The organism is Neorhizobium sp. PAMB6716, from assembly GCF_058242805.1.
Genome location: NZ_CM177835.1, coordinates 2,355,636 through 2,381,777 on the forward strand (window position 1 = coordinate 2,355,636; position 26,142 = coordinate 2,381,777).

The window sequence follows — 26,142 nt, forward strand, 5'->3', positions numbered from 1 at the left end:
CTGTGCCCCCTTCTGAAGCGCTCTCGACAAACATCATCTTCGTTTAAAAGCCGCTGCTTTATAACGATATCACCGCGACGTCCGAACGTGTTGACGACGGATCATATTGCAACAGAAAGCCAGGGCCAGCGGGTTCTGTAATCCGCACATTTGCTGACGAACAAATCCTTCAGCGAATTATGGGGATTGATGCGCAGAATGCCGTTCCAGAGGTCGTTGAACCCGTGAGGGGCATAAACGGCACCATTCTCCAGATTGATCCCGACCTGCGTGCAGGTGATGAGAAAACGGTCAATCCCGCCTTCCACGCGTGTCAATGGCGGGCAGGCAGAACCGAATTTCTGCGCGTACCAGAGGTGAACACGCGCCTGATTTCTGATCTCGACTTTGTCCGCGAGATCGCCAAGCGTATCCCTTGCCTTTTGTATGACCGCGTCTTCCGCTTCCCACGACAGGTCGCCGGCGTCGAAATAGAAAATGTCATAGTCCTTGATGGCCCAATCCGGTTTGTTCCCGACCTTCAGGTTCCAGACCGTCTGAGCCAGGCAGCCGGCGGTAAGGGTGCCCTGCGGCAGTTCCAGGCTGGGGAGACTCTCCAGAAGCCGGCGGTTGACGGGATTTTTCCGGACATGCTCCACGAACTGCTGCTCAGAAAAGGGCATGATTCCGCCGCCACTTCGTTCCCTAAATGTTCCGACCAACCTTCCAGCGATTCATAGAATGTGTCAACGGGGCCGAACCTTCCATCACCAAGCGTCCGATGCAGTGACAGCGCCCTAGCCGATCCTTTCAACTCGCCTTTCCCCTTAAAATCCGCCCTATGTTCCGCCTTGCTGCGCTAAAGGCTTGCATCCCCATGCCTCGGAGGCGTTAAAGGGGTCTGCCTTACCTTAAAAAAATCTCCCGAGCCTGCCATGCCCCTCTCCTACCGCAAGTCCAAGATGTTTCGCCGCTCCCGTGTCATGCGCGGGTCGTGGCGGGTGTGGAAGCCGCGGATCGTGTTCTGGATCGGGGCGGTGGCGATCGGGGTGGTGAGCGTCGGTTTTGCCATGGCGGCCGATCAGGCGCAGCACCTGTTCAAGACGCTGACGACGGCCGGGCCTTACGCTTTCCTGCTGCCGCTGCTTTTGACGCCGGCGGGGTTTGCGCTGAGTGCATGGATGGCGCTGTCGTGGTTTCCCAATGCGCAAGGCAGCGGCATTCCGCAGGCGATTGCGGCCCGGCACTTGAGCCATGAGGCGGCGCGCGGGGCATTGCTCTCGCTGAAACTGGCGGTCGGAAAAATCCTGCTCACCCTTGTCGGCCTGTTTTGCGGCGCCTCCATCGGCCGCGAGGGACCGACGGTGCAGGTGGGGGCGGCCATCATGCTGGCGAGTGGTCGCATCGGCGGCATGGCGCAGGCCAAGGGGCTGATTCTCGCGGGTTCCGCCGCCGGCATTGCCGCTGCGTTCAACACGCCGCTTGCCGGCATCGTTTTTGCCATCGAAGAAATGAGCCGCAGTTTCGAATCCCGCGCCAACGGACTGGTGCTTGCCGCCGTCATCCTGTCCGGGCTTGCAGCGCTCGGGCTTGTCGGCAGCTATACCTATTTTGGCGAGACCTCGGTTGCCGCATCCGGCATGCGCGACTGGCTGCTGGTGCTTGCCTGCGGGCTTGCCGGCGGCGGGCTTGGTGCCGCCTTCAGCGCCGGCGCGCTTTCGGTTGCGCGGCGCGTGCGCCGTTTCGTACAGCCCTCACCGCTCAAGAAAACCGTGATGCTGGCTGCCATCTGCGGTCTGGCGGTTGCCGTCATCGGCATTATCTCCGGTGGTGAAACATTCGGCACCGGTTATGAACAGTCGCGCGCCATTCTGAACGGCGAGGCGCCTGGGCATTTCCTGTTTCTCGAAAAATTCGCCTCCACCTTCCTCTCCATGGCCTCTGGCATTCCGGGCGGCATCTTTGCCCCGTCGCTCACCGTCGGCGTCAGCCTTGGCGGAACGATAGCGGGCCTCATCGGCGGCAATATCGCACTCGGCGCGCTTCTCGGCATGGCCGGATATTTCGCCGGCGTCGTGCAGGCGCCGATGACCGCCTTCGTCATCATCATCGAAATGACCGGCAATCATGAAGCCGTCATCCCGATCATGGCGGCCTCGATGCTCGGTTACGTCACCTCGCGCATCCTTGCGCCGGAACCGCTCTATCACGGGCTGTCGCGCGCCTTTCTCGCGCAGGCGTTGCGCGCGCAGCGCAGCGAGCAACGCACGGCATCCTGAAAACCGGCGGGATGACGGCTGCTCCCTCGCATGGCCAGCACAAACCAATGCGATGCATATCCGTTAAGTTATGAATGGCGTGATTGTTTTTATTTGCGCGGCCCGTTTGCTTCTGTAAGCATAACCAGCATGGGGGAAGGATGGGACCACGGAGGGGTCCGTCCGGTCCGGAACAGGGCGCGGCGCTCACCACGAGTGCCGAAAGCCGCCGGCAGGACAAGGCCGTGCCAGATTTCCCCTGACATTTCAGCGCGATTGGAGGAGATCATGTTGCGCAAGTTCCTTTTGGCCGGCCTGTCCGGTGCTGCCCTTTCCCTGATGCCGCTTTCGGCCTTTGCCGCCGAGGTGGTTCTGAAACTGCACCATTTCCTGCCGCCGCAGGCCACCATCCCGTCCAAGGTGCTCACACCCTGGGCCGAAAAGATCAAGGCGGATAGCGGCGGCCGCATGGAGGTGGAGATCTACCCGGCCATGCAGCTGGGCGGCAAACCCGGCGAAATCGTCGATCAGGTCAAAGACGGCGTCGTCGACATGGGCTGGACGCTGATCGGTTATACACCCGGCCGCTTCCCGAAATCGGAAGCGTTCGAGCTGCCCTTCATGGTAACAACAGGCGAGGCAACCTCGCTTGCCTTCAACGATTATTACGAAAAACACCTGAAGGACGAGTTCAAGGATTTCCATGTTCTGGCCGTCCACACGCACGGCCCCGGCCTGCTGCACACGATTGCCGCAAAGCCGATCAAGTCGCTCTCCGACATGAAGGGGCTGAAGCTGCGTGGCACGTCCAAGGTGGTCAACCAGATGCTGGAAGCCATGGGCGCATCGGCGGTCGGCATGCCGGTAACGACGGTTCCGGAATCGCTGTCGAAGAGCGTCATCGATGGCACCGTGGTTCCCTGGGAAGTGACACCCTCGATCAAGATTGCCGAACTTGCGCCCAACCACACGGCCTTTGCCAGCAAGACCGGCCTTTATACGGGCGCCTTCATCTTTGCCATGAACAAGGACAGCTATGAGGCGCTGCCGGCAGACCTGAAAAAGGTCATCGACGACAATTCCGGTGCCGCCCTTGCCGCCAAGTTCGGCGCTGCGATGGATGCAGGCGATGTGCGCGGCAAGGAACTGGCCGACAAGGCCGGCAACACCACCTATGTGCTGGACGAGGCCGAGACCAACCGCTGGAAGGCGCTGGGCGACAAGGTGACGAAAAACTGGGTGGCCGAGATGGATGGCAAGGGCCTTGATGGCACCACGCTCTACAAGGATGCCATCTCGATGATCGAGAAGCACACCAAGTAATTTTGCAAGCACTGCCCCTGTCCAGGCACCGCCGGCGGTCGCCTGGACAGGCGTTTTCAAGATCATGTCTTTTTCAGAATCAAGGATGTCTCTGATGGCAACCGAAAAACCGACTGCGTTCGATGGGCTGGAGCGCGCGGCAAATCTTTTGGCTGGCGTTTTCGTCGGCTTTGGCGGGCTCTGCCTCGTCGCCGCCTGTACACTGACCGGCCTTTCCATTCTGGGCTCGCTGACGATCCGGCCGATCCCCGGCGAAATCGAACTGGTGGAAGCACTGTGCGGCCTTGCCGTCTTCGCCTTTTTGCCGTTCTGCCAGTTGCGGCGCGGCCATGTCGGCGTCGATATCCTGATCGCCGCCTTTGGGCCGAAGGCGATGAACGTCACGCAGCTGATTGGCGACATCATCATCGCCGTGCTTTTTGCCCTCCTCACCTGGCGCCATGGCGTCGGTCTCATGGACAAGTTCGGCAATGGCGAAACCACGCCGCTTCTGCTGCTGCCGGTCTGGTGGGGCTTTGCCGCTGCCATGGTCCTGCTTGTCGTCAATGTGTTGATTTGTCTTTTCGTCATTCTGGCGGACCTGCGCGATATCCGCCGCGGCCAAGCCATTGTCGCCTCCATGGGAGCCCATTGATGAGCAGTATTGAAATCGGGCTCTGGTCGTTTCCAGTCCTTATCCTGTTGATTTTTTTGCGCGTGCCGATTGCCGCCGCCATGCTCGGCACCGGCATTGTCGGCACCTATCTGGTGCTTGGCAAATGGGTGCCGATCCTGTCGCAGCTGAAATCCATCGCCTGGACAACGAACGCCAACTATTCCCTCTCGATCATTCCGCTCTTCCTGCTGATGGGCCAGTTTGCCGCACGCGGCGGCATGAGCCAGGCGCTGTTTAATGCCGCCGCCGCCTTTGTCGGCCACCGCAAGGGCGGTGTTGCCATGGCAGCGGTGGGTGCCAGTGCCGGCTTCGGCTCCATCTGCGGCTCGTCTCTGGCAACCGCTGCGACGATGGCGCAGGTCGCTTTGCCGGAGTTGCGCCGCCACGGTTATGCCGGTGGCCTCTCCACCGCAGCGCTTGCCGCCGGCGGCACGCTCGGCATTCTCATTCCGCCCTCGGTCGTGCTGGTCATCTATGCGATCCTTGCCGAACAAAATATCGCAAAGCTGTTTCTCGCCGCCTTTGTGCCCGGCATCATCGCGGCGATCTCCTATCTCATCGTCATCGCCATCTATGTGCGGGTGAAACCTGAAAGCGCCGGACAGGCGCCGCGCGTGCCCTGGGCCGAGCGGGTGCCGGCGCTCCTGGCCGTCTGGCCGGTCGCGACAATCTTCTTCCTTGTCGTCGGCGGCATCTATCTCGGCTGGTTCACGCCAACACAGGCAGCCGCTGTCGGGGCAGCCGGTGCAGGCCTCGTTGCCTGGAAAAATGGCGGGTTGGATCGTGCATCGCTTCTCGCCTGCTTCAAGGAAACCGCCGTTTCCACCGGCATGATCTTCTTCATCGTGCTCGGCGCCTCGGTGTTCAACTCGTTCCTTGCCTTCTCGCGCCTGCCGCAGATGGGCGCCGAATGGGTAACCGCGCAAGGGTTTGCGCCGATGACGGTGCTCATCATCATCCTCGCGCTCTACATCATCTTCGGCTGCATCATGGATTCGCTGTCGATGATCGTGCTCACCATCCCGATCTTTTTCCCGATCGTGACGGCGATGGATTTCGGGCTTTCACCGGAGCACTTTGCCATCTGGTTCGGCATTCTCGTGCTGATGGTGGCCGAGATCGGCATGATCACACCACCCGTTGGGCTCAATCTCTTCATCATATCCGCGATGTCGCGAGAGGTGCCGGTGCGCGATACCTACCGGGGCATCGTCCCCTTCGTCACCGCCGACCTCTTGCGCATCATCCTCCTCACGGCCTTCCCGATCATCTCGATCTTTCTGGTGTGACACACCGCTGAACTGCGGAACTTCGTCTGACTGTTGTATTGCGCGCCGTGTCTCGACACGGCGCGTTTTTTATTGCCCAAGACACCACCTTTGTTTGTGTGAAATATTTTTTATTCTTTATACGTGTATTTTACACTGGACACTTTTTAAGTGTATCTGTAAATATTTCTCCATAAGCACGTAAGTGCGTGGGAGCGTATCGATCAGCAGACAACATTGACGGCAGGGACCGGCGCACACCGCGCATCCGGGAGGAGTACAACCATGCCTGATACCAAGCGGCAGAGAACGCCGCCCCTTTTTGACGGGGGCAGCGAAGACATCACCATTGCCATTCTCGACGGCCAGGTGCTGAAAACGCACGAAAGCCTGCGCGAGGCGCGGCTTCACCTTCTGGGCGATACGGCGGCCGAAGCGGCACCTGCAACCGGCAATGGCCTGCAGCATGGCACCGCCATTGCGAGCCTGCTGTTTGGCCAGCCGGGCAGCGATGCCACCGGATTTGCGTGGCGCTGCAAGGGTTTAATCCGCCCGATCTATCGCGATGGGCCAGACGGCATCATTCCCGCAAGCCAGGAGGATCTGGCCAAAGCGATCCGTGACGTGATCGCGGCCGGTGCCGATATCATCAATATCAGCGGTGGCGAACTGGCCGGTAACAAGGCGATGTCACCGCTGCTTGCCGAGGCGCTGGCCGAGGCGGAACGCGCCGATATTCTGGTGATTGCGGCCACCGGCAATGACGGATGCGACTGCGCGCATTTTCCGGCCGCCGTGCCGAGCGTGTTGGCCGTCGGCGCCGTGGATATCGAAGGCATGGCCCTGCCCTCCAGCAACTTTGGCGCGCATTACACCAACCATGGCATCGTGGCGCAGGGACAGGGCATTGCCGCGGCTGCAACCGATGGCAGCGTGATGCACCCGCAGGGCACCAGCATGGCAACAGCGGTCGTTTCCGGTGCCGCAGCCCTGCTGATGGCCGCCGGCCGCCGCGCAGGCCAGCGCTTCGGTGCATCCGCATTGCGCCATGCACTAATTGCCGGCGCCCGGTCTGTCGAGGGACCGGACGCGCCCAGATACCTTTCCGGCCGTATCGATCTATCCGGCGCCCTGACGCGGCTTCTACCCCAGCTCCCCTCACCCCAGCCAACCCAGAAGAAAGCAGAGGCTATCATGCACTGATCACTTTATCCGATGTGACCCCTGATGAGATCTCGCCCAGCATGATGTCGGGATCGCAAGAGACGGACGCGCAATGGATGCCGTCCCTTGAGGCGCCGGCGGGTGGCACACTGCAGGCGGCAGCACCCCATAAACCTGCCGGACTTTCGCCCTCTGTGGCGCCGAGCGACGACGACTGCCCAACCTGCCAGAAGGGAGCTTCTGCCGGCACCGGCAAGATTGTCTACGCGCTCGGTACGCTGAGCTATGACCTGGGCAGCGATACGCGCCGCCGGTCGCTCAGCACATCGCTTGACGACAAGGCCTTCTACGATCCGAGTGCCCTGCTCAAGGAACTGCAGAAGGCTTCAAATTCCTATCTGGCCGAATCGATCATCTGGACGTTGTCCATTGACGAGGTTCCGGTCTATGCGATCCGGCCCGGCGGCGCATTTGCGGCCGAAGGCTACAAGCAGCTGCTTTCGCTGCTGGACGACCAGCTGAACGAAGGCGCCGAGCGCGTATCTCTTCCGGGCGTTCTTGACGGGCATGTCGCCCTCCCGAGCGGCCTCATCCTGCCGGTCGTCGTTCCCGAGCTGCGCGGCATGTACAGCTGGACCACGGCAGCGCTCGCCAAGACCATGCTTGCCGGTGTTGCGGATGAGAATGTCGCAGGCCTGGAGGATGCGATCGTCACCTTCCTTGAACGCGTCTATTTCGAGATCCGCAACCTCGGCCAGACGCCGCAGGACCGGGCGCTGAACTTTGCCGCCACCCAGGCCTATCAGGTGGAACGGGTGTTCGAGCGGGCGATGATGGAAAAGCTCCAGCTGGACGGGATCGAGGTGGGCAAAAGCCCGATCGCCCGGCCGGGCTCCGATAGCTGGGATGTCAAACTGACATTCTTCAACCCGATGAAGCGGTTGGAAGAGGCCAGAATGCTGTTCCGGTTCACCGTTGACGTCTCCGACGTCATCCCCGTGATGGTCGGAAAAGTACGCCAGTGGCGCGCCTACTGATCCGCTTTCACTTCCTAAAACCAGCAACCTCGAAAGGATGAAATCATGCGTCTACCCGTACAAGCCGGCGGTGTCCTGCCGTCCTCGTCACGCAATGGGGTTCGCCCGAGCTTCGGCTTCTGCGTGTCCGTGTCCGTCCAGAACGGCCAGGTCTGCGTCGATATCCCGATCTTCGGCAAGCATTGCATCTCGCTCCCCATCTCGCTGCCATCCGGCACCGCCGCCCAGGCCTGCGTCTCGTCCTGCGGCTCGTTCTTTCCCACGGGCGCCTGCGTGACCGTGACGGCACTCGGCCATCAGGTCGCGCGGGAATGCGTCGGCTCTTGCTGAGGAACTGATGTTCCAGCGCCGCCTCCCGCCTTTGCCGGCGGGGGGCGGCATCCCCTTTGGAGATGGCCATGAGCGACAGAGGAGGCCTTGATGTCTGATGAAAAGACACCCACAGCAGACGATGAAGCACCCGAGCCAACGCTACGGCGCATGCGCCTGCCACCGATCGTGCGGCCAGAGGATGAGGGCATGGGCGACGTGATTTCGCGCCTCAGCCGCAGCGTCGGAATGGTTCCCTGCGACAGCTGCCGCGAGCGACAGCAGCGGCTGAACGCCTGGATGCCCTTCCGCAGAAGCTAACCCGCTGACCATGCAGCATCACCGCCGCAGCATGTTGCGCAGCCCGCCGCCGATCAACATGGTGACATCGTAGAGTGATGCGATGGGTACGCCTGCGCCGACGGCGAGGTAACGGGGTTGCCAGGCGGGATCGAACTTCGACTTGAACGACAGGACGCCCTGGAAATTGTAGAACCGTTCGCCGTGGCAGAAGATCCGGCGGCCGATGTGGTTCCACAAGGGGGCGGCGTGGTGGTCGCTGAGGCCGGCAAGCGGCGCCATGCCGAGGTTCATCGTGCGATAGCCATCCGCCTTCAGCCCTTCCATGGTGCGCACGAACAAAAGGTCCATCAGGCCGCGATGGGTGCCGGGTATATGGCGCATCAGGTCGATGAAGGCTTCCCGGCCGTTGTCGGCCGTGAGGATATTGGCGAATGCCACGATGCGGCCTTCGATGCGCACGACGGCCACCAGGCTTGCCGCGACATAGGCCGGCTGGAACGTGCCGAGTGAAAAGCCCTTTTCGCCGGCATTGTGGGCGGCGAGCCATTGCCGCGAGACCGAAAAAAGTTCGTCCAGCACGGCCGGCACATCGCAGGGCTGCAGCAGGGAAAATTCAAGGCCGTCGCGCTCGGCCCGGTTGATCGAGCGGCGCAATTTTAGCCAGGCGCCGCCCTTCAGGTCGAAGCGCGTCAGGTCCACCGCCGCCTGTTCGCCAAGCTTGTAGGGTTTCAGCCGCGCATCGACGGCTGCCGGCAAAAATTCCGGCGAAACCTGGTAGAACACCGGGCGGCAGCCATCGGCGCGGGCCGCATCCATGAATTTCATCACCAGCCCCGGCCATTTTTCACGCGGACCAACCGGGTCGAACAGCGCCACCCAGGAGCGGTTGTGGCGGGCATACATGATGAAAGCTTCGCGGTCTTCGCAAAACAGCACATGTTTGTCGCCCAGCCGCACGAGGCCTGCGCTGGCGTTGGGATGGCGCGCGACAATCTCGGCAGCGCGGGCAAGATCCTCGGATGCCGGGCGGCTCCGGACCTGCGGAGCCGGGCGCAGGATGCGCCGCCCCGCCCATGCGCCGGCCACCAGCGTCAGCGACAGCGTCGAACCGGTCCCCTCCGGCATGGGAATGCCGAGCCACAGAGGCAGGGCAAGCAACCCCTCCTCCAGAAAAACATCCGCCAGCGCACAGGCTGTAAAGACGAGAAGACAGGCAAAACCGAAGGTGGGGCGGCCCGGCCGCACGCTGAGCAGCAGGGCGGCAAAGGCCAGCAGCCGGGCGGTCATGCTGCGGGGTCCCCCGTCCGCTTCCGCCTGCGCACCAACGTACCGTGCCACCGGCATGGGCATCTGCCGGTCGGTCAGGTCGTCGCCAACTCGCATCATCGTCTGAGGATCTGTCGAAAGCATATCCATGTCTGGCCCGTCAAAGCTTAAAAGTCCGGCAGTGGCACATAAAAGTCCTGCATGGTCTCAAGCTTATGGCACGCAGACGTAAACCAAGACGTAAGCGCCAAGGTTTCGAATGCGTGAAAACCGGTCCCGGGCGTGGTCCAGATACGGCGTCACTGATTGTCGGTCATTCCCCCAAGTGTTGCCAGACGACAATGCTGCAGCTGGACAATCGTGTGCAGAATGTTTTCAGGCGCATTAGGCATAAGACATCGGACCGGGCAGTCAATATCTGACGCGTCCGGATGCAAAACATCTTATACTGCAATGCACGCGTAAAAACCCTCTGCAACGCCGTGCGCCGATCCCGAATTGCCATGCCCGGGATCGACGGCCCTCGGTCAGCCCTCGAAAAACAGCCGCCAGCGGGTTGGACGGAAGGAGAGGTCAGCCCCGAGCGTCACGGGTGCATCGAGCGGAACCTCGATTTCGACGTGATGCGGCTTGCCGCCCTTGGCCTCGCCGTTGGAGATGTCGATTTCGGCAATGCGGGTGCCGGCAAGGCGACGACAGGCGGTGACCTTGCCCGACAGCGCATCGGCTGCGTCCATCAGCACCACATCCTGCGGGCGGAAGAACAGGCGGGCCTTGCCGTCCGCTGGCCCCTCTCCCGCCGCGCCGATACCGATCGGGCGGCCGTTGAAACGGACGCCACCACCCGCAAGCGTCACCGGCAGTTCCGACGAGGAGCCGATGAAGGAGAAAACGAAGGGCGAGCCCGGCCGGTCATAAACATCATCGGCGGTGCCCACTTGCTCGATCTTGCCCTGGCTCATGACGACGACACGGTCTGCCAGTTCCAGCGCCTCTTCCTGGTCGTGGGTCACGAAGACGGTGGTGTGGCCGGTGCGATCATGAAACTCGCGCAGCCAGCGACGCAGCTCCTTGCGCACCTTGGCGTCGAGCGCGCCAAACGGTTCGTCAAGCAGCAGGATGCGCGGCTCGATCGCCATGGCGCGGGCAAGCGCCACGCGCTGGCGCTGGCCACCCGACAGCTGGTTCGGATACCGTTTGTCGAGCCCGTTCAGCTGCACCATCTCGAGCAGATCGGCGACACGTTTGCGGATCTCGGCCTTTGGCGGGCGGGTGGCGCTGGGGCGTACTTTCAGGCCGAAGGCGATGTTTTCGGCCACCGTCATATGGCGAAACAGCGCATAACTCTGGAACACGAAGCCGACATTGCGCTCCTGCACGGTGCGGTGCGAGGCATCCTCCGTGCCAAACAGGATTTTTCCCTCTGTCGGCTGGTCGAGGCCGGCGATGAGGCGCAAAAGCGTCGTTTTGCCGGAACCGGAGGGGCCGAGCAGCGCGATCAGCTCGCCCGAGCGGATATCGAGCGAAACGTCGTTCAAGGCCGGAAAACGGGCGAATTCCTTGCGGATGTGGTTGATGGTGACGTCCATGGGAGTTGCGCCTTTCAATGCCGGCGGCCGCCAGCGCCACCGGCGCCGAACCGCAGTTCCAGAAGTGTTTTGAGAGCAAGCGTGACGAGGGCAAGGGCTGCCAGAAGCGAGGCCACGGCAAAGGCTGCGACGAAATTATACTCGTTGTAGAGGATTTCCACATGCAGCGGCATGGTGTTGGTAAGCCCCCGCACATGGCCTGAGACGACCGAGACGGCACCGAATTCGCCCATGGCGCGGGCATTGCAGAGAAGCACGCCGTACAGCAGGCCCCATTTGATGTTGGGCAGCGTCACGAACCAGAAGGTTTGCCAGCCGGATGCGCCGAGCGACAGGGCCGCCTCCTCATCGCCCGTGCCCTGGTCCTGCATCAGCGGGATCAGTTCGCGCGCAACGAAGGGGAAGGTCACGAACACGGTGGCGAGCACGATGCCGGGCACAGCAAACAGGATCTCGATGCCATAGCTTTTCAGGAAGGGCCCAAGCACGCTCTGGCTGCCGAACAACAGCACGTAGACGAGGCCGGAAATCACCGGTGAGATGGAAAACGGCAGGTCGATCAGCGTGGTGAGGAAGGCCTTGCCCTTGAATTCGAACTTGGCAATCGCCCAGGCGGCGGCCACGCCAAAAACGAGGTTGAGCGGCACGGCAATGACGGCCACCAGCAGCGTCAGCTTGATGGCAGAGACCGCATCCGGCTCCACCAGCGCCTCGACATAAGCTTCAGCGCCCTTGCGGAACGCCTCGACGAAAACGCCGACGAGCGGCAGGAACAGGAAGAAACCAAGGAAAACGAGGCCGATCAGGATCAGCAGCAGCTTGACCAGCGGGCTTTCATCGGCGGGATTGCGGAAATGTGCGCGGGTGGGTTTAGACATGAGACAAGACCCTCTCTGCCCTGCCGGGCGACCGGGGTCGAGCCACGGGTCTCGCCCCGTCCTTCGGACCCCCCACGAGGGGGGAGAACCGACGTGGCAACCGCTGCGTTCCTGCATCAGAGGGTGCGGCTGGGTTAAGCCCTCCCCCTTGTGGGGAGGGTTGGGAGGGGTTCTTCTTCAAGGCATCTCGAAAAACTTCACACATAACCATACCTCCTGCGGCTCCAGGCCTGGATGAGGTTGATGACCAGCAGCATGGCAAAGGAGATGGCGAGCATGATGGTGGCAACCGCCGTGGCGCCGGCGTAATTGAACTCCTCCAGCCTGATAACGATGAGGAGCGGTGCGATTTCCGAGACGTAAGGGATATTGCCGGCGATGAAGACCACCGAGCCGTATTCGCCGACGCCGCGGGCGAAGGCCAGCGCAAAGCCTGTGAGCACGGCCGGGGCCAGCCCCGGCAGAAGCACCTTGAAAATGGTCTGGAAACGGTTGGCACCGAGTGTTGCCGCCGCCTCCTCCACTTCGCGGTCGATCTCTTCCATCACCGGCTGCACCGTGCGCACCACGAAGGGCAGACCGATGAAGATGAGCGCCACGACGATGCCGATGGGGGTAAACGCAATGCGGATATCAAAGGGCGTGAAGAACGCGCCGATCCAGCCTTTTGGCGCATAAAGCGAGGCAAGCGCGATGCCGGCAACGGCCGTCGGCAGCGCAAACGGCAGGTCCACCATGGCATCGATCAGCCGGCGGCCGGGGAAATCATAGCGCACCAGGATCCAGCAGATCAAAACGCCGAACACGGCATTGACCACGGCGGCAATCAGCGCGGTCCCGAAGGATATATAAAGAGCAGCAAGCGTGCGCTCATCGAAAAAGATGGAAAAGAATTGCCCCCATCCGAGCGACGCCGTGCGCCACACAAGGCCCGTGAGCGGGATGAGAATGATCAGCGACAGGTAGGCGAGCGAAAAGCCGAGCGTCAACCCGAAACCCGGGATGATGCTCGGCTGTTTCCATCGCCACCGCGAGGTGGCTGTTTTTGTCATGCGAACGGATGCCCTCCGGTTCCCCTATATATATAAAGTGAGCTTAGCGGCCCGGCTTGTAGATCTGGTCGAAGATGCCGCCATCGCCGAAATGCTCGGGCTGGGCCTTTTTCCAGCCACCGAAGATCGGATCGTCGATGGTCACGAGCTTCACGTCAGGCAGTTTCTTCAAAAGCTCAGGCGCCACCACCTCGGGTTTTGCCGGGCGATAAAAGTGCTTGGCAGCCAGATTCTGGCCTTCATCCGAATAGAGATATTGCAGATAGGCCTCGGCGACCTTGCGGCTGCCCTTGGCATCCACATTGGCATCGACCACGGCAACCGGCGGCTCGGCAAGGATCGAGATCGGCGGCACGATAATGTCAAAGCTGTCCTCGCCGAATTCCTGGCCGGCAAGATATGCCTCGTTTTCCCAGGCAAGCAGCACATCGCCGATGCCGCGCTGGGCAAAGGTGACGGTGGAGCCGCGGGCACCGCTGTCGAGAACAGGGGCGCGCTTGTAGAGATCGGCGACATAGGCCTTGATCTTCACCTGATCGCCCTTGAACTCTTCGTTCGCCCAGGCCCAGGCGGCAAGATAATTCCAGCGCGCACCGCCCGAGGTCTTCGGGTTTGGCGTCACAATCTGGATATCGCCCTTCACGAGGTCGCCCCAGTTATGGATGCCCTTCGGGTTGCCCTTGCGCACCAGGAACACGATGGTGGAGGTATAGGGAGAGGAATTGTTGGCAAGACGTCCGCGCCAGTCCGGCTTGATCTTGCCGCCATTGTCGACGATGGCGTTGATGTCGCTTTCGAGCGCCAGCGTCACCACATCGGCTTCCAGACCGTCGATGACCGAGCGAGCCTGCTTGCCGGAGCCGCCATGCGATTGCTGGATCGTCACCGTCTCGCCGGTCTCTGCCTTGTAGTGTTTGGAAAAGGCCGCGTTGAACTCCTTGTAGAACTCGCGGGTCGGATCATAGGAGACATTGAGCAATTTCGTATCGGCAAAAGCCGGGGCCACGAGGCCGACACTGAGCGAAATTCCAAGCGCAATGGCGCCCAACCCATTCTTCAGTCTCTTCATGACGGTCCCTCCATCGGAATGCCACGTTAATGTCTACTGAACAGGTAGAGTTGGTCAATCGGGCTGACGTAGAAGGCAAAACTGTTTCCCTGCGCCGCAAATCGACAACAAAGAATGGGATGCGAGACGGCAATGTGGCGCAAAACACTGGTGGTGGGAAGCATCGGACGCGCAAACTTCATCCATGACGGGCGCGCAAAACGGGTGGACGGCGACAGAAATTCTGCGCCGGATCGTTCCTTCAAGCCGGTTATTCAGGTGGATGCCGGTTCAGGCGATGGCAAGATCCAAGGCCCGCGCGTCTTCGACACCGCCGACAGCATCGGCGATGGTGGTGGAAAACAGAACGTCGCGGCTGGCATCGGCGACGCGGGCAAAGACATGGCGGATTTCGCAGAGGTGTTCGCCGTCGCAATCCTCGCAGCGGCGATAGGCCGTCTGTGACAGGCAGGGTAGCGGCGCGATGGGCCCATCGATCAGCCGCAGGATTTCGCCAAAGGTGATGTCCTGCGCCGGCTTCAGCAGCAGATAACCGCCCTGCTTGCCGCGTCGGCTTTCCACGATGCCGTTCCGCTTCAGTTCCAGAAGGATCTGCTCGAGAAATTTCTTCGGAATGGCCTGCTGCGTGGCAATTTCCGAGATCATCAGCGGACGCTCGGTGTCGGCTTGCGCCAGAGCGGTCAGCGCCCGCAGGGCATATTTGGCTTTCTGCGAAATCATCAAGGTTCCATCAGCGAGATCGAATGCGAGTTGACCTCTGGAAACCCCGGCAACAGGATCGTCGGGAATGGCGGTCGACAGGGCGTGGAGAGGCATGCGCACGGCCCGCCACACGCAAGCCGGAGCGGGTGCCCCGGGCGCGTTCAAGCCGCGTCCCCGCACTACCCCAAATCCACCGGAAATACAAACGGATCAGCCCCCTCAATGGGGGCCGCGCGCAGGTTTTTGCCGGCAGGCGCCAAGTTTTCTCGGGAAGCGGCGTTTTCTAGAGATATTTGCTCTTACGCGCGCGCGCTTCAAATCCCTGTTTCTGTCTCCCGCAGTGCGGTCATGGCATAACCCTTGGCAACACAGCGGATTTTTGCTTCATGACCTTGCATCAGACACTTCAGGACATCGCCTCGCTCGACGCTGAACTCGCAGCGCTTCCTCTTGCCGGCCGGCTGTCGCTGGCAGCAGGCCTTGGGCGGGCGGTGTTTACCACCTCGCTCGGCATCGAGGATCAGGTGATCACCGCCGAGATCGGCACGCACCAGCTGCCGATCGAGGTTTCGACGCTGGAAACCGGACGGCTGTTTGCCGAGACGGTGGCGCTGATCGGCGAGACCGAGGAGCGCTACGGCATCACCATCAAGCGCTTTTATCCCAAACCTGCCGATATCGAAGGTTTTGCCGCGCAATACGGCCTCAACGGGTTTTACGACAGCGTGGAAGCCCGCCACGCCTGCTGTCATGTGCGCAAGCTGAAGCCTCTCGCCGAGGCTTTGGCTGGCGCCGACATCTGGATCACCGGCCTTCGTCGCGGCCAGTCCGGCAACCGCGCCACCACGCCCTTTGCCGAGTATGACGCCGAGCGCGGCCTCCTCAAGATCAACCCGCTCGCCGACTGGTCGCTCGAGGCGATCAACGCCCATGTCGAGGCCATGGATGTTCCGGTGAACCCGCTGCACGCCCGTGGTTATCCCTCCATCGGCTGCGAACCCTGTACGCGCGCCATCAAGCCCGGCGAAAACGAACGCGCCGGCCGATGGTGGTGGGAAAACGACGAAAAACGCGAATGCGGCCTGCATGTGCCCGAACCTCATGTGCCCGAACCGCCCGCCTCCTCCATCATCCCCACCCAGAACTGAATGATGGCCTGACTTTTTCGGCCTCCCTCTCCTCTCCCCACCGGGAACATGCTTCCCAAACGCGGTGAGAGGCTGAGGGTGGCAAACAGCGGCACATCAAAAACAAGACCGGGCGAAAAACCCCAGGAAAGACAAGATGCATATCCACACCTCCGAATACGATCCGCATTCCAAGGACCAGGTCGCCAAGCCGCCGCTCGATCCGCATCTGAAGGCGCTGGAAAACGAAGCGATCCACATTTTTCGCGAAGTGGCGGCCGAATTCGACAAGCCGGTGATGCTCTATTCCATCGGCAAGGATTCCTCCGTGCTGCTGCATCTGGCGCGAAAGGCGTTCTTTCCGGGGCGCGTACCCTTCCCGCTTTTGCATATCGATACCGGCTGGAAATTTGCCGAGATGATCGCGTTTCGCGACCTGATGGCGGAAAAATACGATCTCGACCTCGTGACCTACACCAACCCGCGCGGAAAAAGCGAAGGCGTCACCCCGTTCAGCCATGGCTCTGCGCTTTACACCGACATCATGAAGACGGAAGCGCTGCGACAGGCGCTGGATGCCGGCGGATACGACGCAGCCTTTGGCGGCGCGCGCCGTGACGAGGAGGCAAGCCGCGCCAAGGAGCGCATCTATTCCTTCCGCACACCCGAACACCGCTGGGACCCGCGCAACCAGCGCCCGGAACTGTGGAACATCTATAACGGCATGATCCGCAAGGGCGAAAGCGTGCGCGCCTTCCCCCTCTCCAACTGGACGGAAGTCGATATCTGGCGCTACATCCAGGCGGAAAACATTCCGCTGGTGCCGCTCTATTACGCAGCGGAACGCCCTTACGTGGAACGCGACGGCATGATGATCCTGGCCGAAGATCCGCGTCTTGAACTCCTGCCCGGCGAAACCGTGCAGCAGGGCATGATCCGCTTCCGCACACTGGGCTGCTTCCCCCTGACCGGCGCCATCCGCTCCACGGCAACGACGCTGGACGAGGTGATCGCCGAACTCGAAATCGCAACCGTCTCCGAACGCCAGGGCCGCGCCATCGACCGCGACCAGTCCGGCTCGATGGAAAAAAAGAAGCGCGAAGGATATTTCTGATGACCGCTCAGAACACCAAAACGGCCGAGACGGTGGCCAGCAATGTCGTTCCGTTTGCCGAACCGGTAAAGGCCGTGCGCGACAGCCGCCCGCTGCGCCTCATCACCTGCGGCTCCGTCGATGACGGCAAGTCCACCCTGATCGGGCGCCTGCTGTGGGACACGAAGGCAGTGAAGGAAGATCAGGCCGCGACGTTGCGCCGTGACAGCGGCAGCCAGAACGATCTCGGCCTGCCCGATTTCGCGCTGCTGCTGGATGGGCTGCAGGCCGAGCGCGAACAGGGCATCACCATCGATGTCGCCTATCGTTATTTCGCCACCGACCGGCGTTCCTTTATCGTGGCCGACACACCCGGCCATGAGCAATATACCCGCAATATGGCAACCGGCGCCTCGACGGCGGATCTTGCCATCCTGCTCGTCGATGCCCGTGCCGGCCTTCTCGAACAGACACGCCGCCATGCCACCATCGCCTCGCTGATGGGCATCAAGCAGTTCGTGCTTGCCGTCAACAAGATCGACCTCGTCTCCTACGACAAGGCGATCTTTGAAAAGATCAGCCATGATTTCAAGGAGCTGGCGCTGTCTCTTGGCGTGCGTCAGGTCACTGCCATCCCGATGTCGGCGCTGAAGGGCGAAAACGTCGTTTATGACGGACGCGCCGCCATGCCGTGGTACGAAGGCCCGAGCCTTGTCGAAACGCTGGAGCTTGCCACCACCCGCTCCGCCCAGGCCGGCGGTTTCCGCCTGCCGGTACAGCGTGTCTCGCGCCCCGGCGAAAGCTTTCGCGGGTATCAGGGCACGGTTGCCGGCGGCTCGATCAAGCCCGGCGACAGCGTCACCATCCTGCCGTCTGGCATGGTCGCAAACGTCAAGCAGATTGTCACCTTCGACCTTGTGCGCAACGCGGCTGTTGCGGGCGATGCCATCACGCTCGTCCTTGATCGGCAGGTGGACGTGTCGCGCGGCGACATGATCGTTTCCATGGACGGCCAGCCGATGACCGGCCTCAACTTCGATGCGCATCTGGTGGCGCTGCAGCCGGGCGGCATCGAGCCTGCCAAGCGCTACTGGCTGAAAAGTGGCGCGCGGCGCCAGCGCGTGACGATCACGCCCACCTCCCAGCTGGAGCTTTCCTCCGGCAAGTGGAAACCGCACCACGAAACGCTCTCGATGAACGCCATCGGCAAGGTGCATCTGACCTTTGACGAAGTGGCCGTGTTCGACCCCTACGAACAGAACCGCGGAACCGGTGCCTTCATCATCATCGACCCCGATACCAACAACACGGTGGCCGGCGGCATGGTGACGGCCAAGCGCACCGACCTGGGCGGCATTCACCGCGACGGCCAGCGCGTGCTGATGTCGCTTCCGGCAGATCTGGCCGACGAACTGATGGCCAGCGAGACCTTCGCCGCCCGCCGCGACGAGGTTGACCTGCGCCGCATCAGCGCCGCCCGCGCCGCCGATCTTCTTGGCGAAATCGAATAGGCTTTTGGGACTTGAAAAGATGAGCCGGCCGGCGCGATGCCTTGGCCGGCTTTTTGCTGCGCACTTGCTGGGGAGGATGGGGTGCGAAGTTGGAATGGTCTGCAATGAGGTGGCGAAGGTTACGATAACGTGACATTGTGAGAACTCCACCTATGAGTGCGCAGGCGATCCTGCACCTGTCAGCTTGACTTTATATCTTTTAGGATATATTTTTTGAAGAAGACGATGTCCTATGTCGTGAAGTTCCATTCCGATTTCGTCCCGGAATGGAAGGTGCTGGACATCGGATTGAAAGAACGTGTTGGCGAGGTTCTGGACCACCTTGAAGATGATGGCCCGTTCCTCAAACGGCCTGAGGTGGATACACTTTCGGGTTCCGCGCACGCCAATATGAAGGAAATCCGGGTGACATTCGCAAAGCAGGTGTGGCGTTTCGCCTTTGCCTTCGACCCCGACCAGGCTGCGATTATCCTGTGCGGCGGCGACAAACAGGGCAAGAACCAGACGCTCTTTTACAAGCAGCTGATCAGCAAGGCTGATCCCCGTTTCAGTTCGTGGCTGAAGGATAGAGAACATGGACAATGACTGGAAGACGCTGCGCGCCGAACTCCCGCAAGACGTTCGTTCACGCCTCGACGAAAAGCGCGAAACGCGCCGCCTGGGCAAGGCTCTGGCCGAAGTGCGCAAGGCGATGAACGCCACACAGCAGGACGTTGCCACGGGCGCCGCGATGACACAGAACACCGTCTCGAAGATCGAGAGCGCTGACGATGTCCTGCTGTCCTCGGTCATCCGCTACATGCATTCCATTGGAGGCGGCGTCGAGCTTGTCTTGAAGATGCCGGACGGCAGGGCGAAACGGGTCGACTTCGATCCTGAGATCGATGTGAAGCAGTACGCCTAACCCCAAGGCCGCGCGCACACATGGATGGCAGGTGCGGCCCAGTCCATTATTTTGGATCCTGCGCGTGCCGGCGATGTGCCAGTCCGGCTTCGTCCAAAATCACCCCTCGCGCTTGCGCGTGGTGCGGCGTTCGATCAGTTCGAAACCGAGCTTGATGGTCTGGCGTTCGATGGCGTTGCCCTCGGCGCTGCGGATCAGGAGGTCGCCGGCGCGGTAGCCCATTTCGAAGAGCGGCGTGCGCACGGTGGTGAGCGGCGGGTTCATCACGGCGGCGAAATCGAGATCGTTATAACCGCAGATGCCAAATTCGTCCGGCACGGATTTCCCCAGCCGCTGCGCCTCAAACAGCACGCCAAGCGCCAGATCGTCGTTCTGGCAGAAGGCCGCATCGATGCCGGGGCGAACCTTCAAGGCCCGGCGCAGCAGGCGGCAGCCCATCTGGGTGGTGGTGGTGGCATTTTCGTGGTGGATGAGATCGGGATCGTAAAGCCCGGCTTCCTGCAGCACGCGCGCATACCCCTCCGTGCGCCGGCGTCCGCGTTCGTCGGGCGTGCCGCCAAGAAGGGCGATGGTTCGATAACCGCAGGCCAGCAGATGGCGGGTGGCAGCCTCGGCGGCGGCCGCATGATCGACCGCAATGGCTGCCCCCGCCGTCTCGATGCCGACATCGACCACCTGAATGACCGTGCAATTGGCGCGACGGATCAGGTCGCTGATCTCGTCCAGCCCTTCAAGGCCGCCGAGCACGATGCCCGCCGTGTTCTGCGACATCAGCAACCGAACCTGGCGCTTTTCCTCCTCCACGGAATTGTGCGTATTGGCATATTGGATGCGGAATGTGCTGTCGCGCACCCGCTCCTCCACGCCTTGCATGAAACTGAGGAAGGCGCGGTTGGTGAGCGAGGGCACCAGGACACCGAAGGTGGAATTGTGACGGCTGGCCAGCGCCCGCGCTGCCTGATCGGGCACATAACCCATGTCGTCGATGAGATCGAGAACGCGCTGGCGAAGATTGGGAGAGACCTTTTCCGGCTCCCGCAGCACTCGCGACACGGTGATGGCACTGACGCCGGCACGCGCCGCCACATCCATCAATGTCGTGCGCTCGCTGCGCCCCCGCCTCAAAACCCTGTCTCCCTCGACCCTTCTGCCAGTGGCGCCGGCAGCACTTTGTCCGCCATGCGAGGCACGGACGGGAAACTGATGGATGGACGGAGTTTTTCGGACATGCGTTGTTTTTCCAGCTCCGCGTCGCAACCCTAGATGATTGCAACCAGTATCTCCGGAAGCCTGAAATAAGCAACGGCGCTCGGCAAGAAAAAACAGGAGCGGCAGAAGAACTTGTTGACAACGAAAAACAGATGTTTATGTAATTCTTAAATTACGTAACCGTGATGCCTGTGTATCGCTTGAATATGTTGATACAACCTGCACCACGGGAACATAAGCATCGATAGAAAACCGGCGGTCAGAAGACCAGACGGTACACCGACCATAGAATGACCGCCCACATCAGCATCGAGATGTTGAGCGACAGAACATAGGGCGAGTGGTAAAGTTTCATCATCATCTTTCCTCCTCCGCGACGGCACGCCTCCACACGACACCGTCACAGGAATGAAATATAACCGCAAAGGTTCCACGACGCAATAAGTGGTCAGCAGCAATTCAGCCGTTATGGCACAGCCTCCACAGGACATTGCCTCACTGTGAAACGGCCTGGCTCGAGCGTGCCATTGCGCGACAATAATGCGGCACCACGTGACAAAAAAGTAAAAGCAGCGGTTTATTTTCATGGCGCACGCAGCGCCCTCTCGCGGATACCCCCGCAAATCTGCTAGTGCGCCTCTTCAGGCACATGGGCCTTGTCCGTGCGCCACGGCGCGTGCTCCGCCAAGCCGAATTGCGTTTGAAGACGGCTTGCGAGAATGCCGTTTCACGAGAGATGAGAAGGGTTTACCAGAGATGAACTACCGCTTGATTGCTGCTGCCGCACTTGCCGGCGTGCTGTCCGGTTGCGCCACGACGGCTTCGCCGCCCTCGCCGATCGAGGCACGATGGAAAGGCCAGTCGGCCGGCGTGTTTTTTGCGCGGTTTGCGCCGCCTTATAGCGATGTCACCTCCGGTTCGCAGACCACCTATAACTGGCGCGGCGGCTTCCAGCGCATCAAGACGAAAGACGGCCGCTCGATGCGCGTCAACTGCAGCGCGCAGATCGTCACCGATCAGGACTACCGCATCCAGTCGATCACCGTCACCGCAGACCGGCCCGGCGCCAACGGCCCGAGCTACTGCACCGAGCTTCTGACCGCCGAATAATGTTTTTCGCCCGGTGGCGCCGCACGCGCCACCGGGTGTGCCTGCTGCAGCACTTGCCATGGGATGTATGTCACGAAAAAGCCCTCAACTCCGGGATGCTGGATGAAAGACGGCCTTTTGAGAAAAGCGTTGCGGGCCGCCGGAGACGCTTATGGGCCGCATATCCGCATGCATTTTGCCAGCCGGCGCCACGCCTGACATGCCCGATGCGACCATGCGCGATCGCACCGCCCCGCCCTCCTCTTCTTTCCTGCGAAAGCTTCGGGCGCTCACAAGCGCCCTCACAACTGCCGCCTGCCTTGTCATGCCCCTACAGGCATTTGCGGCAGAGATCACCGGCATCGAGATCACCCCCGGCTTCGGCCTGATCACGGTCAGCGGCCAGATCGTTGCCGGTGACGCGCAGCGGTTTTCGGCCGTCGCCCGGCACTATCCCGGCGCCACGGTGCGGCTGACAAGCCCCGGCGGCGAGCTGGAACCGGCGCTTGCCATTGGCGCGCAGATTGCCGCCAAGCGGTTTGCCACCAGCGTCGCGCCCTCATCGCTTTGCGCCTCCGCCTGCGCGCTCATCTGGCTTGCCGGTACCCCCCGCATCATGTCAGCCGACTCGCTCATCGTCTTTCACGCCTCCTATCGCCTGGAGACGGACGGGCGCAGGGTGCTGAGCGAACGCGGCATAGGCCGCGTGCGCCAATACCTTGCCCGCCTGCGCCTGCCCGCAGAAGCGATCTCGTTTGCCGCGCAGGACGCCACAGGCGCTAAGCCCGAGGAAAGCCTGGCGAGGCTTACCCCGGAAAAGGCCCGGTCCCTTCGCCTCGCCGTGGACATCCACCGCGCGCCAATGGCCGGCGCACCCTTTCCCGAAAGGCCGACACTGCGCTGATAAAGGCCTGATATCGTTATCCTTCTGCATGCGGATCGGCCCGGTCTCGGGAGAGGCATTTCCGAAATCGCGAAAATAAAAATTGACAAGGAAGCCGCCAGCCCTTAGGTATGGGTCATCGATATTTTGCTTGCTGAGCTTTGGTTACCGCGCGATTAGCACCGCGCCCTGAACGAACCTTTCCTTTCAAAACAATCGTTATCACCATCCGCGAGGCATCTGCTTCGTGGTTCCTCACGTATTGCTAAGAAAGGGTTCATCATGACCACTGGCACCGTAAAATGGTTTAATTCCACCAAGGGCTTCGGCTTCATTCAGCCTGACAACGGCGGCGCTGACGCCTTCGTTCACATCTCGGCCGTCGAACGCGCCGGAATGCGCGAAATCGTCGAAGGCCAGAAGGTTTCCTACGACCTCGAGCGCGACTCGAAGTCGGGCAAGATGTCGGCCTGCAATCTTCAGGCTGCTTAATTCGGTATCTGCTTTCCCTTGACCACGGATGTACTGGCACTGTCGAAAGCACGTGTACCAAGCGAGGTCAGGCAAAAATTGCCTGGCCTTTTTTATTGCCGCGGCCGCATAGCCCGGCCGTTCTCCTGGATGCTCACGGCCCGCGTGCATGCGCCGGCCCTTCCCGGGAAGGGAACATCATGACAGAGACTTACAGCAAATCCCGCCAGCAGGCCGAAAAGGCCTTCGGTGCCACGCAGACGCAGTTTTTTGCCAATGCGCATGCGGTGGAAGAACTGGACTCCATCACAAAAGCCCGCGACGACAAGACGGCGCGGCTGCGGGAAGCGCGCCTTCAGCGAGATCTTCAGGAAAGCCTGAAGCCTGCAAGCCCGTCATCAAAACGCGCTAAGAAACCCTGACTTCATCGCTACACTATCTTCAAACGGGACAGAGATTTGAAAAATATTCGAAACAACGAGATTTCCGAGCGTCGCGGCACTGCCGCCGAGGCAAAGGCCGCCCAGCTTGCAGCCTACCGTGCTGCCATGCAGGCCGCGGAACCGAACCGGGAAGCCAAGCAGGCCGAGCGTCTTGCCATTGCCGAGGCCCGCGATGCGCGCCGCGCCGAACGCGAGCAGGTCAAGCTTGAGGAAAAGAACCGCATCGAAGCGGAAGAAGCCGAGCGCGCGGCCGCCATTGCCGCTGCCGAAACCGCAGAAGCCGATGCCCGCGACGCCGCCAACAAGAACCGCGTCAGCCGCGTCATCGAAGACGAAGCCGCTCGCAAGGCAGAACGCGACCGCCGCTACGCCAACCGCAAGGCGCGCCAGCGCTGATAGAATGCAAGGCCGCAACGGGATCCGCCCCAAATACTGGCGCGGCCCCCTCGGCTATGCCCAGAACCCGGCGGCCCCGGTGAACTCCACCGGTCCCGCCCCGCCTTCCGGCGTTGACCGAAGGGCGAAAAACATTTCTGTCGAGATAGGCCGGGTGGCCCGTTCAGGCGTCCACCAGTTCGACTTTCAGTTTCTTGCCGATCGAACGGGCGGCCCGATCCAGCGTCTCCAGTGAAACGGCGACATTGCGGGGATCGAGCACGCGTTTCACCTGCGTCCGGCTCGTGCCCATTCGCGCAGCCATGTCCGACTTGCTGATCGAATGCGCCTTGCGCGCCTCCTCAAACTGCCAGGCCAGAACACGCTTGATGGCCTCGCCATAGATTTCCTCCCCCTCACCGATCTCCTTGAGGAAATCGTCAAGGCACCCGCCCACCGACGGCTGCAGGTCGCTCATGTCTTATTCCTCTTCTTAATTTTCTTCTGTCGCTTCGAACGCTCAAGATGGTCTTTCCAGCGCTTTGCGGCACGGCTGATCGCCTCCTGCTGGCCGTTTTTACCTTCCTCGCCATGAAGCAGCAGCATCACGCCATTGCCGATGCCGAAATAGGTGCGGGCTTCCACACGCCCTGCCTTGATGGTCGAGCGCACTTCGAAAACGCCGTCGCGGATCGGCCGACACGTCGGCATTCCCACAGGCCATCCCAGTTCCACGGTGGCGATATCGACGCCAATCACGTGCCGGTCTGCCTTGTCGAGTGACCTTAGCCAGTCCTTGACAGGCTCGGCTCCCTCGTCGGTCATGAAGAACCGCGCAACGATCCGCTTCATTCAATCTTCCTGTACCGTATAAGGGCCATTTGTGCAAGCGATACCTGTCGCGTGACTGGGTGCGGGGCAACCACAAACGCAATCAGGCGCTGCAATCTATACCCTCTACCGAACAATGAAACTGTGCCACACTGTTAACCCCTTGCCCGCAACGCTGCCGTCAGCGGCAAGCGTGTAGCGGCGAGTGCCGGCAAGGCGCCACCGATAAGGCCGATGAGAAGGCCGAGCAGGCCTGCCCAGACCATCACATCCGGCGTCACCGCAAGATCAAACGACATGCGGGCATTGTTGGCGCCGATCGTGCTCGCCTGCCAGCCGTTGAAGGCAAGGCGCGAGAGGACAAGGCCTAGAACGGTACCGATGGCGGCCAGCATCACCGCTTCCACCCAGGTGGCGAGGAAGGCGGAAAACCGGCTGAAGCCGAGGGCGCGGACCGTTGCAATCTCCACGGTTCTGTCGGAGACCGAACTCATCATTGTATTCAGCGCACCGGCCGTGGCACCTATGGCCATCAGGCAGGCGAGCGGCCAGCCGAACAGGCGGATGAGGCCCGCCGTGCGGCCCGATTGACCGGCATAAAGTTCGGCCTCGCTGACAGCGGTGAGCGGCGTTTCCGTCATTTTTGCAAGGTTTTCGCGAAGCTCGGCGAGGTCTGCCGGATCGGTGAGGCGCAGCTTGACGCTCTGGACCTCCCCCTGCCGGTCGAAGGTGGCGCGCACCGTCTCCAGATCTGCCCATAGCTCGGATTCAAACGCGCTGCCGCCGGCTGCAAATTCGCCGACAACCGTCCAGTCCACCGGCCCGAGCCGCAGCACATCTCCGACATGCAGGTTAAATTCACGGGCGATGCGCGCGCCGATGACGATATCGCGCGCACCCCCTGCAAACAGACGCCCTTGCGTGAGCATCACGCTGTCGCGGAGGACGGCACCGGCCGCATCCATGCCGCGCAGCGCAAGCGTTCGGGACACCCCGCCCTTAGCGTCTGCCAGATCGACCGGCACGACGATTTCGCGCGACATCAGAAGATGGCCGGCCACATCCCGTGCAAGACCCGCATCGGCGGGCAGAGCCGAGAGCGCGTGAACGGTGCCGGGGGGAATGGCGGAACCGCTTTCCTGGTTGGTGCCGCCGCCGAGAACGACCGCCACCAGCGGCGAACCGGCGCCGGCCAGTGCCAGCTCAAACCCGCGCGCCATGGCGAGAAAGCCTGCAAGCGTCGACACGACCAGCGCCACCGAAAGCGCCATGGAGGCGGAAAGCGCAAGGCGACGGGGAAGGCTTGTGAGGGCAGCGCGGATCATCACGCGCGATTGTCGGAAAGACATGGGTG

Annotated in this window: 29 protein-coding genes; 18 read left to right on the top strand and 11 right to left on the bottom strand. The window is 61.5% G+C overall.

Features of this window, described 5'->3' with window-relative positions; all coding sequences use genetic code 11:
• Positions 1–101 precede the first annotated feature (101 nt).
• The gene (locus tag AC4CWH_RS11615; RefSeq protein ID WP_491318862.1) at positions 102–662 is read right to left on the bottom strand and encodes a nucleotidyltransferase family protein; all 561 of its coding nucleotides are present in this window, start codon (positions 660–662) and stop codon (positions 102–104) included.
• A gap of 252 nt (positions 663–914) precedes the next feature.
• Here AC4CWH_RS11615 and AC4CWH_RS11620 point away from each other — a divergent pair, with 252 nt between their 5' ends.
• The 8 genes from AC4CWH_RS11620 (at position 915) to AC4CWH_RS11655 (ending at position 8,314) form a co-directional block, all read left to right on the top strand.
• Entirely contained in the window at positions 915–2,258 is a 1,344-nt protein-coding gene (locus AC4CWH_RS11620) for a chloride channel protein (protein ID WP_491318863.1), read from the top strand.
• Between the two features lie 267 nt (positions 2,259–2,525).
• Positions 2,526–3,560, top strand: a complete 1,035-nt coding sequence (locus tag AC4CWH_RS11625) for a TRAP transporter substrate-binding protein (protein ID WP_491318864.1) — start codon at positions 2,526–2,528, stop codon at positions 3,558–3,560.
• Between the two features lie 94 nt (positions 3,561–3,654).
• Positions 3,655–4,194 (top strand): TRAP transporter small permease, encoded by a 540-nt coding sequence (locus AC4CWH_RS11630; RefSeq protein ID WP_491318865.1) that lies wholly within the window; start codon positions 3,655–3,657, stop codon positions 4,192–4,194.
• The gene (locus AC4CWH_RS11635) at positions 4,194–5,504 is read left to right on the top strand and encodes a TRAP transporter large permease (protein ID WP_491282187.1); all 1,311 of its coding nucleotides are present in this window, start codon (positions 4,194–4,196) and stop codon (positions 5,502–5,504) included. The genes AC4CWH_RS11630 and AC4CWH_RS11635 overlap by 1 nt, the downstream gene beginning before the upstream one ends.
• A 264-nt stretch (positions 5,505–5,768) precedes the next feature.
• A complete protein-coding gene (locus AC4CWH_RS11640) occupies positions 5,769–6,686 on the top strand; it encodes a S8 family serine peptidase (protein WP_491318866.1) in 918 nt (305 codons plus the stop codon).
• A gap of 77 nt (positions 6,687–6,763) precedes the next feature.
• Positions 6,764–7,684, top strand: a complete 921-nt coding sequence (locus tag AC4CWH_RS11645) for a cyanobactin maturation protease PatG family protein (RefSeq protein ID WP_491318867.1) — start codon at positions 6,764–6,766, stop codon at positions 7,682–7,684.
• A 45-nt stretch (positions 7,685–7,729) separates the two neighbouring features.
• Positions 7,730–8,014: a hypothetical protein gene (locus AC4CWH_RS11650; RefSeq protein ID WP_491318868.1), complete on the top strand. Its 285-nt coding sequence runs from the start codon at positions 7,730–7,732 to the stop codon at positions 8,012–8,014.
• Positions 8,015–8,104: 90 nt separating this feature from the next.
• Positions 8,105–8,314 carry a hypothetical protein gene (locus AC4CWH_RS11655; RefSeq protein WP_491318869.1) on the top strand — a complete coding sequence of 70 codons (210 nt, stop codon included), beginning with the start codon at positions 8,105–8,107 and terminating at the stop codon, positions 8,312–8,314.
• Positions 8,315–8,332: 18 nt separating this feature from the next.
• Here the strand turns inward: AC4CWH_RS11655 and AC4CWH_RS11660 are convergent, their stop codons facing one another.
• The 6 genes from AC4CWH_RS11660 to AC4CWH_RS11685 form a co-directional block, all read right to left on the bottom strand.
• Positions 8,333–9,712 (bottom strand): GNAT family N-acetyltransferase, encoded by a 1,380-nt coding sequence (locus AC4CWH_RS11660; RefSeq protein ID WP_491318870.1) that lies wholly within the window; start codon positions 9,710–9,712, stop codon positions 8,333–8,335.
• Between the two features lie 377 nt (positions 9,713–10,089).
• Positions 10,090–11,151, bottom strand: coding sequence for a sulfate/molybdate ABC transporter ATP-binding protein (locus AC4CWH_RS11665; protein ID WP_491318871.1), 1,062 nt, complete (start codon positions 11,149–11,151; stop codon positions 10,090–10,092).
• 14 nt (positions 11,152–11,165) lie between these two features.
• Entirely contained in the window at positions 11,166–12,029 is an 864-nt protein-coding gene (gene cysW / locus AC4CWH_RS11670; protein ID WP_491318872.1) for a sulfate ABC transporter permease subunit CysW, read from the bottom strand.
• Between the two features lie 197 nt (positions 12,030–12,226).
• On the bottom strand, positions 12,227–13,081 hold the full coding sequence (cysT, locus tag AC4CWH_RS11675) for a sulfate ABC transporter permease subunit CysT (protein ID WP_491318873.1): 855 nt from the start codon (positions 13,079–13,081) through the stop codon (positions 12,227–12,229).
• A gap of 43 nt (positions 13,082–13,124) precedes the next feature.
• Positions 13,125–14,150 (bottom strand): sulfate ABC transporter substrate-binding protein, encoded by a 1,026-nt coding sequence (locus AC4CWH_RS11680; RefSeq protein WP_491318874.1) that lies wholly within the window; start codon positions 14,148–14,150, stop codon positions 13,125–13,127.
• A 270-nt stretch (positions 14,151–14,420) separates the two neighbouring features.
• Positions 14,421–14,870, bottom strand: a complete 450-nt coding sequence (locus tag AC4CWH_RS11685; RefSeq protein WP_491318875.1) for an RrF2 family transcriptional regulator — start codon at positions 14,868–14,870, stop codon at positions 14,421–14,423.
• 368 nt (positions 14,871–15,238) lie between these two features.
• On the opposite strand from AC4CWH_RS11685, the gene AC4CWH_RS11690 reads away from it, so the two are divergent.
• From AC4CWH_RS11690 to AC4CWH_RS11710, 5 genes are all read left to right on the top strand, one after another.
• A complete protein-coding gene (locus AC4CWH_RS11690; RefSeq protein ID WP_491318876.1) occupies positions 15,239–16,000 on the top strand; it encodes a phosphoadenylyl-sulfate reductase in 762 nt (253 codons plus the stop codon).
• A gap of 136 nt (positions 16,001–16,136) precedes the next feature.
• Positions 16,137–17,093: a sulfate adenylyltransferase subunit CysD gene (gene cysD / locus AC4CWH_RS11695; RefSeq protein WP_491318877.1), complete on the top strand. Its 957-nt coding sequence runs from the start codon at positions 16,137–16,139 to the stop codon at positions 17,091–17,093.
• Entirely contained in the window at positions 17,093–18,583 is a 1,491-nt protein-coding gene (gene cysN, locus AC4CWH_RS11700) for a sulfate adenylyltransferase subunit CysN (protein ID WP_491318878.1), read from the top strand. The genes cysD and cysN overlap by 1 nt, the downstream gene beginning before the upstream one ends.
• A 213-nt stretch (positions 18,584–18,796) precedes the next feature.
• Positions 18,797–19,168, top strand: coding sequence for a type II toxin-antitoxin system RelE/ParE family toxin (locus AC4CWH_RS11705; RefSeq protein ID WP_491318879.1), 372 nt, complete (start codon positions 18,797–18,799; stop codon positions 19,166–19,168).
• The gene (locus tag AC4CWH_RS11710; RefSeq protein WP_491282197.1) at positions 19,158–19,487 is read left to right on the top strand and encodes a helix-turn-helix domain-containing protein; all 330 of its coding nucleotides are present in this window, start codon (positions 19,158–19,160) and stop codon (positions 19,485–19,487) included. Before AC4CWH_RS11705 ends, AC4CWH_RS11710 begins: the two co-directional genes overlap by 11 nt.
• A gap of 99 nt (positions 19,488–19,586) precedes the next feature.
• On the opposite strand, the gene AC4CWH_RS11715 is transcribed toward AC4CWH_RS11710, so the two are convergent.
• Positions 19,587–20,612 (bottom strand): LacI family DNA-binding transcriptional regulator, encoded by a 1,026-nt coding sequence (locus AC4CWH_RS11715; protein ID WP_491282198.1) that lies wholly within the window; start codon positions 20,610–20,612, stop codon positions 19,587–19,589.
• 840 nt (positions 20,613–21,452) lie between these two features.
• Between AC4CWH_RS11715 and AC4CWH_RS11720 the strand changes: the two genes are divergently transcribed.
• The 5 genes from AC4CWH_RS11720 to AC4CWH_RS11740 all read left to right on the top strand — a co-directional run bounded on the left by AC4CWH_RS11720 (position 21,453) and on the right by AC4CWH_RS11740 (position 23,978).
• Positions 21,453–21,806 (top strand): hypothetical protein, encoded by a 354-nt coding sequence (locus AC4CWH_RS11720; RefSeq protein WP_491282199.1) that lies wholly within the window; start codon positions 21,453–21,455, stop codon positions 21,804–21,806.
• 151 nt (positions 21,807–21,957) lie between these two features.
• Complete coding sequence (locus AC4CWH_RS11725; protein ID WP_491318880.1) at positions 21,958–22,689, top strand: COG3904 family protein; 732 nt, start codon at positions 21,958–21,960, stop codon at positions 22,687–22,689.
• Between the two features lie 261 nt (positions 22,690–22,950).
• The gene (locus AC4CWH_RS11730) at positions 22,951–23,160 is read left to right on the top strand and encodes a cold-shock protein (RefSeq protein ID WP_491282201.1); all 210 of its coding nucleotides are present in this window, start codon (positions 22,951–22,953) and stop codon (positions 23,158–23,160) included.
• A gap of 179 nt (positions 23,161–23,339) precedes the next feature.
• Complete coding sequence (locus AC4CWH_RS11735) at positions 23,340–23,561, top strand: hypothetical protein (protein ID WP_491282202.1); 222 nt, start codon at positions 23,340–23,342, stop codon at positions 23,559–23,561.
• A gap of 36 nt (positions 23,562–23,597) precedes the next feature.
• Positions 23,598–23,978: a DUF6481 family protein gene (locus AC4CWH_RS11740; RefSeq protein WP_491282203.1), complete on the top strand. Its 381-nt coding sequence runs from the start codon at positions 23,598–23,600 to the stop codon at positions 23,976–23,978.
• Between the two features lie 163 nt (positions 23,979–24,141).
• Here AC4CWH_RS11740 and AC4CWH_RS11745 read toward each other — a convergent pair whose 3' ends face one another.
• From AC4CWH_RS11745 to AC4CWH_RS11755, 3 genes are all read right to left on the bottom strand, one after another.
• On the bottom strand, positions 24,142–24,435 hold the full coding sequence (locus tag AC4CWH_RS11745) for a helix-turn-helix domain-containing protein (RefSeq protein ID WP_491318881.1): 294 nt from the start codon (positions 24,433–24,435) through the stop codon (positions 24,142–24,144).
• A complete protein-coding gene (locus tag AC4CWH_RS11750; protein ID WP_491318882.1) occupies positions 24,432–24,809 on the bottom strand; it encodes a type II toxin-antitoxin system RelE/ParE family toxin in 378 nt (125 codons plus the stop codon). Before AC4CWH_RS11750 ends, AC4CWH_RS11745 begins: the two co-directional genes overlap by 4 nt.
• Positions 24,810–24,943: 134 nt before the next feature.
• Positions 24,944–26,137 (bottom strand): ABC transporter permease, encoded by a 1,194-nt coding sequence (locus tag AC4CWH_RS11755; RefSeq protein WP_491318883.1) that lies wholly within the window; start codon positions 26,135–26,137, stop codon positions 24,944–24,946.
• Positions 26,138–26,142: the final 5 nt, after the last annotated feature.

Bases quoted from the DNA above. Each gene is read 5' to 3' on its own strand.
- AC4CWH_RS11615 (WP_491318862.1), bottom strand. From the start codon at position 662: ATGCCCTTTTCTGAGCAGCAGTTCGTGGAGCATGTCCGGAAAAATCCC.
- AC4CWH_RS11620 (WP_491318863.1), top strand. From the start codon at position 915: ATGCCCCTCTCCTACCGCAAGTCCAAGATGTTTCGCCGCTCCCGTGTC.
- AC4CWH_RS11625 (WP_491318864.1), top strand. From the start codon at position 2,526: ATGTTGCGCAAGTTCCTTTTGGCCGGCCTGTCCGGTGCTGCCCTTTCC.
- AC4CWH_RS11630 (WP_491318865.1), top strand. From the start codon at position 3,655: ATGGCAACCGAAAAACCGACTGCGTTCGATGGGCTGGAGCGCGCGGCA.
- AC4CWH_RS11635 (WP_491282187.1), top strand. From the start codon at position 4,194: ATGAGCAGTATTGAAATCGGGCTCTGGTCGTTTCCAGTCCTTATCCTG.
- AC4CWH_RS11640 (WP_491318866.1), top strand. From the start codon at position 5,769: ATGCCTGATACCAAGCGGCAGAGAACGCCGCCCCTTTTTGACGGGGGC.
- AC4CWH_RS11645 (WP_491318867.1), top strand. From the start codon at position 6,764: ATGCCGTCCCTTGAGGCGCCGGCGGGTGGCACACTGCAGGCGGCAGCA.
- AC4CWH_RS11650 (WP_491318868.1), top strand. From the start codon at position 7,730: ATGCGTCTACCCGTACAAGCCGGCGGTGTCCTGCCGTCCTCGTCACGC.
- AC4CWH_RS11655 (WP_491318869.1), top strand. From the start codon at position 8,105: ATGTCTGATGAAAAGACACCCACAGCAGACGATGAAGCACCCGAGCCA.
- AC4CWH_RS11660 (WP_491318870.1), bottom strand. From the start codon at position 9,712: ATGGATATGCTTTCGACAGATCCTCAGACGATGATGCGAGTTGGCGAC.
- AC4CWH_RS11665 (WP_491318871.1), bottom strand. From the start codon at position 11,151: ATGGACGTCACCATCAACCACATCCGCAAGGAATTCGCCCGTTTTCCG.
- cysW (WP_491318872.1), bottom strand. From the start codon at position 12,029: ATGTCTAAACCCACCCGCGCACATTTCCGCAATCCCGCCGATGAAAGC.
- cysT (WP_491318873.1), bottom strand. From the start codon at position 13,081: ATGACAAAAACAGCCACCTCGCGGTGGCGATGGAAACAGCCGAGCATC.
- AC4CWH_RS11680 (WP_491318874.1), bottom strand. From the start codon at position 14,150: ATGAAGAGACTGAAGAATGGGTTGGGCGCCATTGCGCTTGGAATTTCG.
- AC4CWH_RS11685 (WP_491318875.1), bottom strand. From the start codon at position 14,870: ATGATTTCGCAGAAAGCCAAATATGCCCTGCGGGCGCTGACCGCTCTG.
- AC4CWH_RS11690 (WP_491318876.1), top strand. From the start codon at position 15,239: ATGACCTTGCATCAGACACTTCAGGACATCGCCTCGCTCGACGCTGAA.
- cysD (WP_491318877.1), top strand. From the start codon at position 16,137: ATGCATATCCACACCTCCGAATACGATCCGCATTCCAAGGACCAGGTC.
- cysN (WP_491318878.1), top strand. From the start codon at position 17,093: ATGACCGCTCAGAACACCAAAACGGCCGAGACGGTGGCCAGCAATGTC.
- AC4CWH_RS11710 (WP_491282197.1), top strand. From the start codon at position 19,158: ATGGACAATGACTGGAAGACGCTGCGCGCCGAACTCCCGCAAGACGTT.
- AC4CWH_RS11720 (WP_491282199.1), top strand. From the start codon at position 21,453: ATGAACTACCGCTTGATTGCTGCTGCCGCACTTGCCGGCGTGCTGTCC.
- AC4CWH_RS11725 (WP_491318880.1), top strand. From the start codon at position 21,958: ATGGGCCGCATATCCGCATGCATTTTGCCAGCCGGCGCCACGCCTGAC.
- AC4CWH_RS11730 (WP_491282201.1), top strand. From the start codon at position 22,951: ATGACCACTGGCACCGTAAAATGGTTTAATTCCACCAAGGGCTTCGGC.
- AC4CWH_RS11735 (WP_491282202.1), top strand. From the start codon at position 23,340: ATGACAGAGACTTACAGCAAATCCCGCCAGCAGGCCGAAAAGGCCTTC.
- AC4CWH_RS11745 (WP_491318881.1), bottom strand. From the start codon at position 24,435: ATGAGCGACCTGCAGCCGTCGGTGGGCGGGTGCCTTGACGATTTCCTC.
- AC4CWH_RS11750 (WP_491318882.1), bottom strand. From the start codon at position 24,809: ATGAAGCGGATCGTTGCGCGGTTCTTCATGACCGACGAGGGAGCCGAG.
- AC4CWH_RS11755 (WP_491318883.1), bottom strand. From the start codon at position 26,137: ATGTCTTTCCGACAATCGCGCGTGATGATCCGCGCTGCCCTCACAAGC.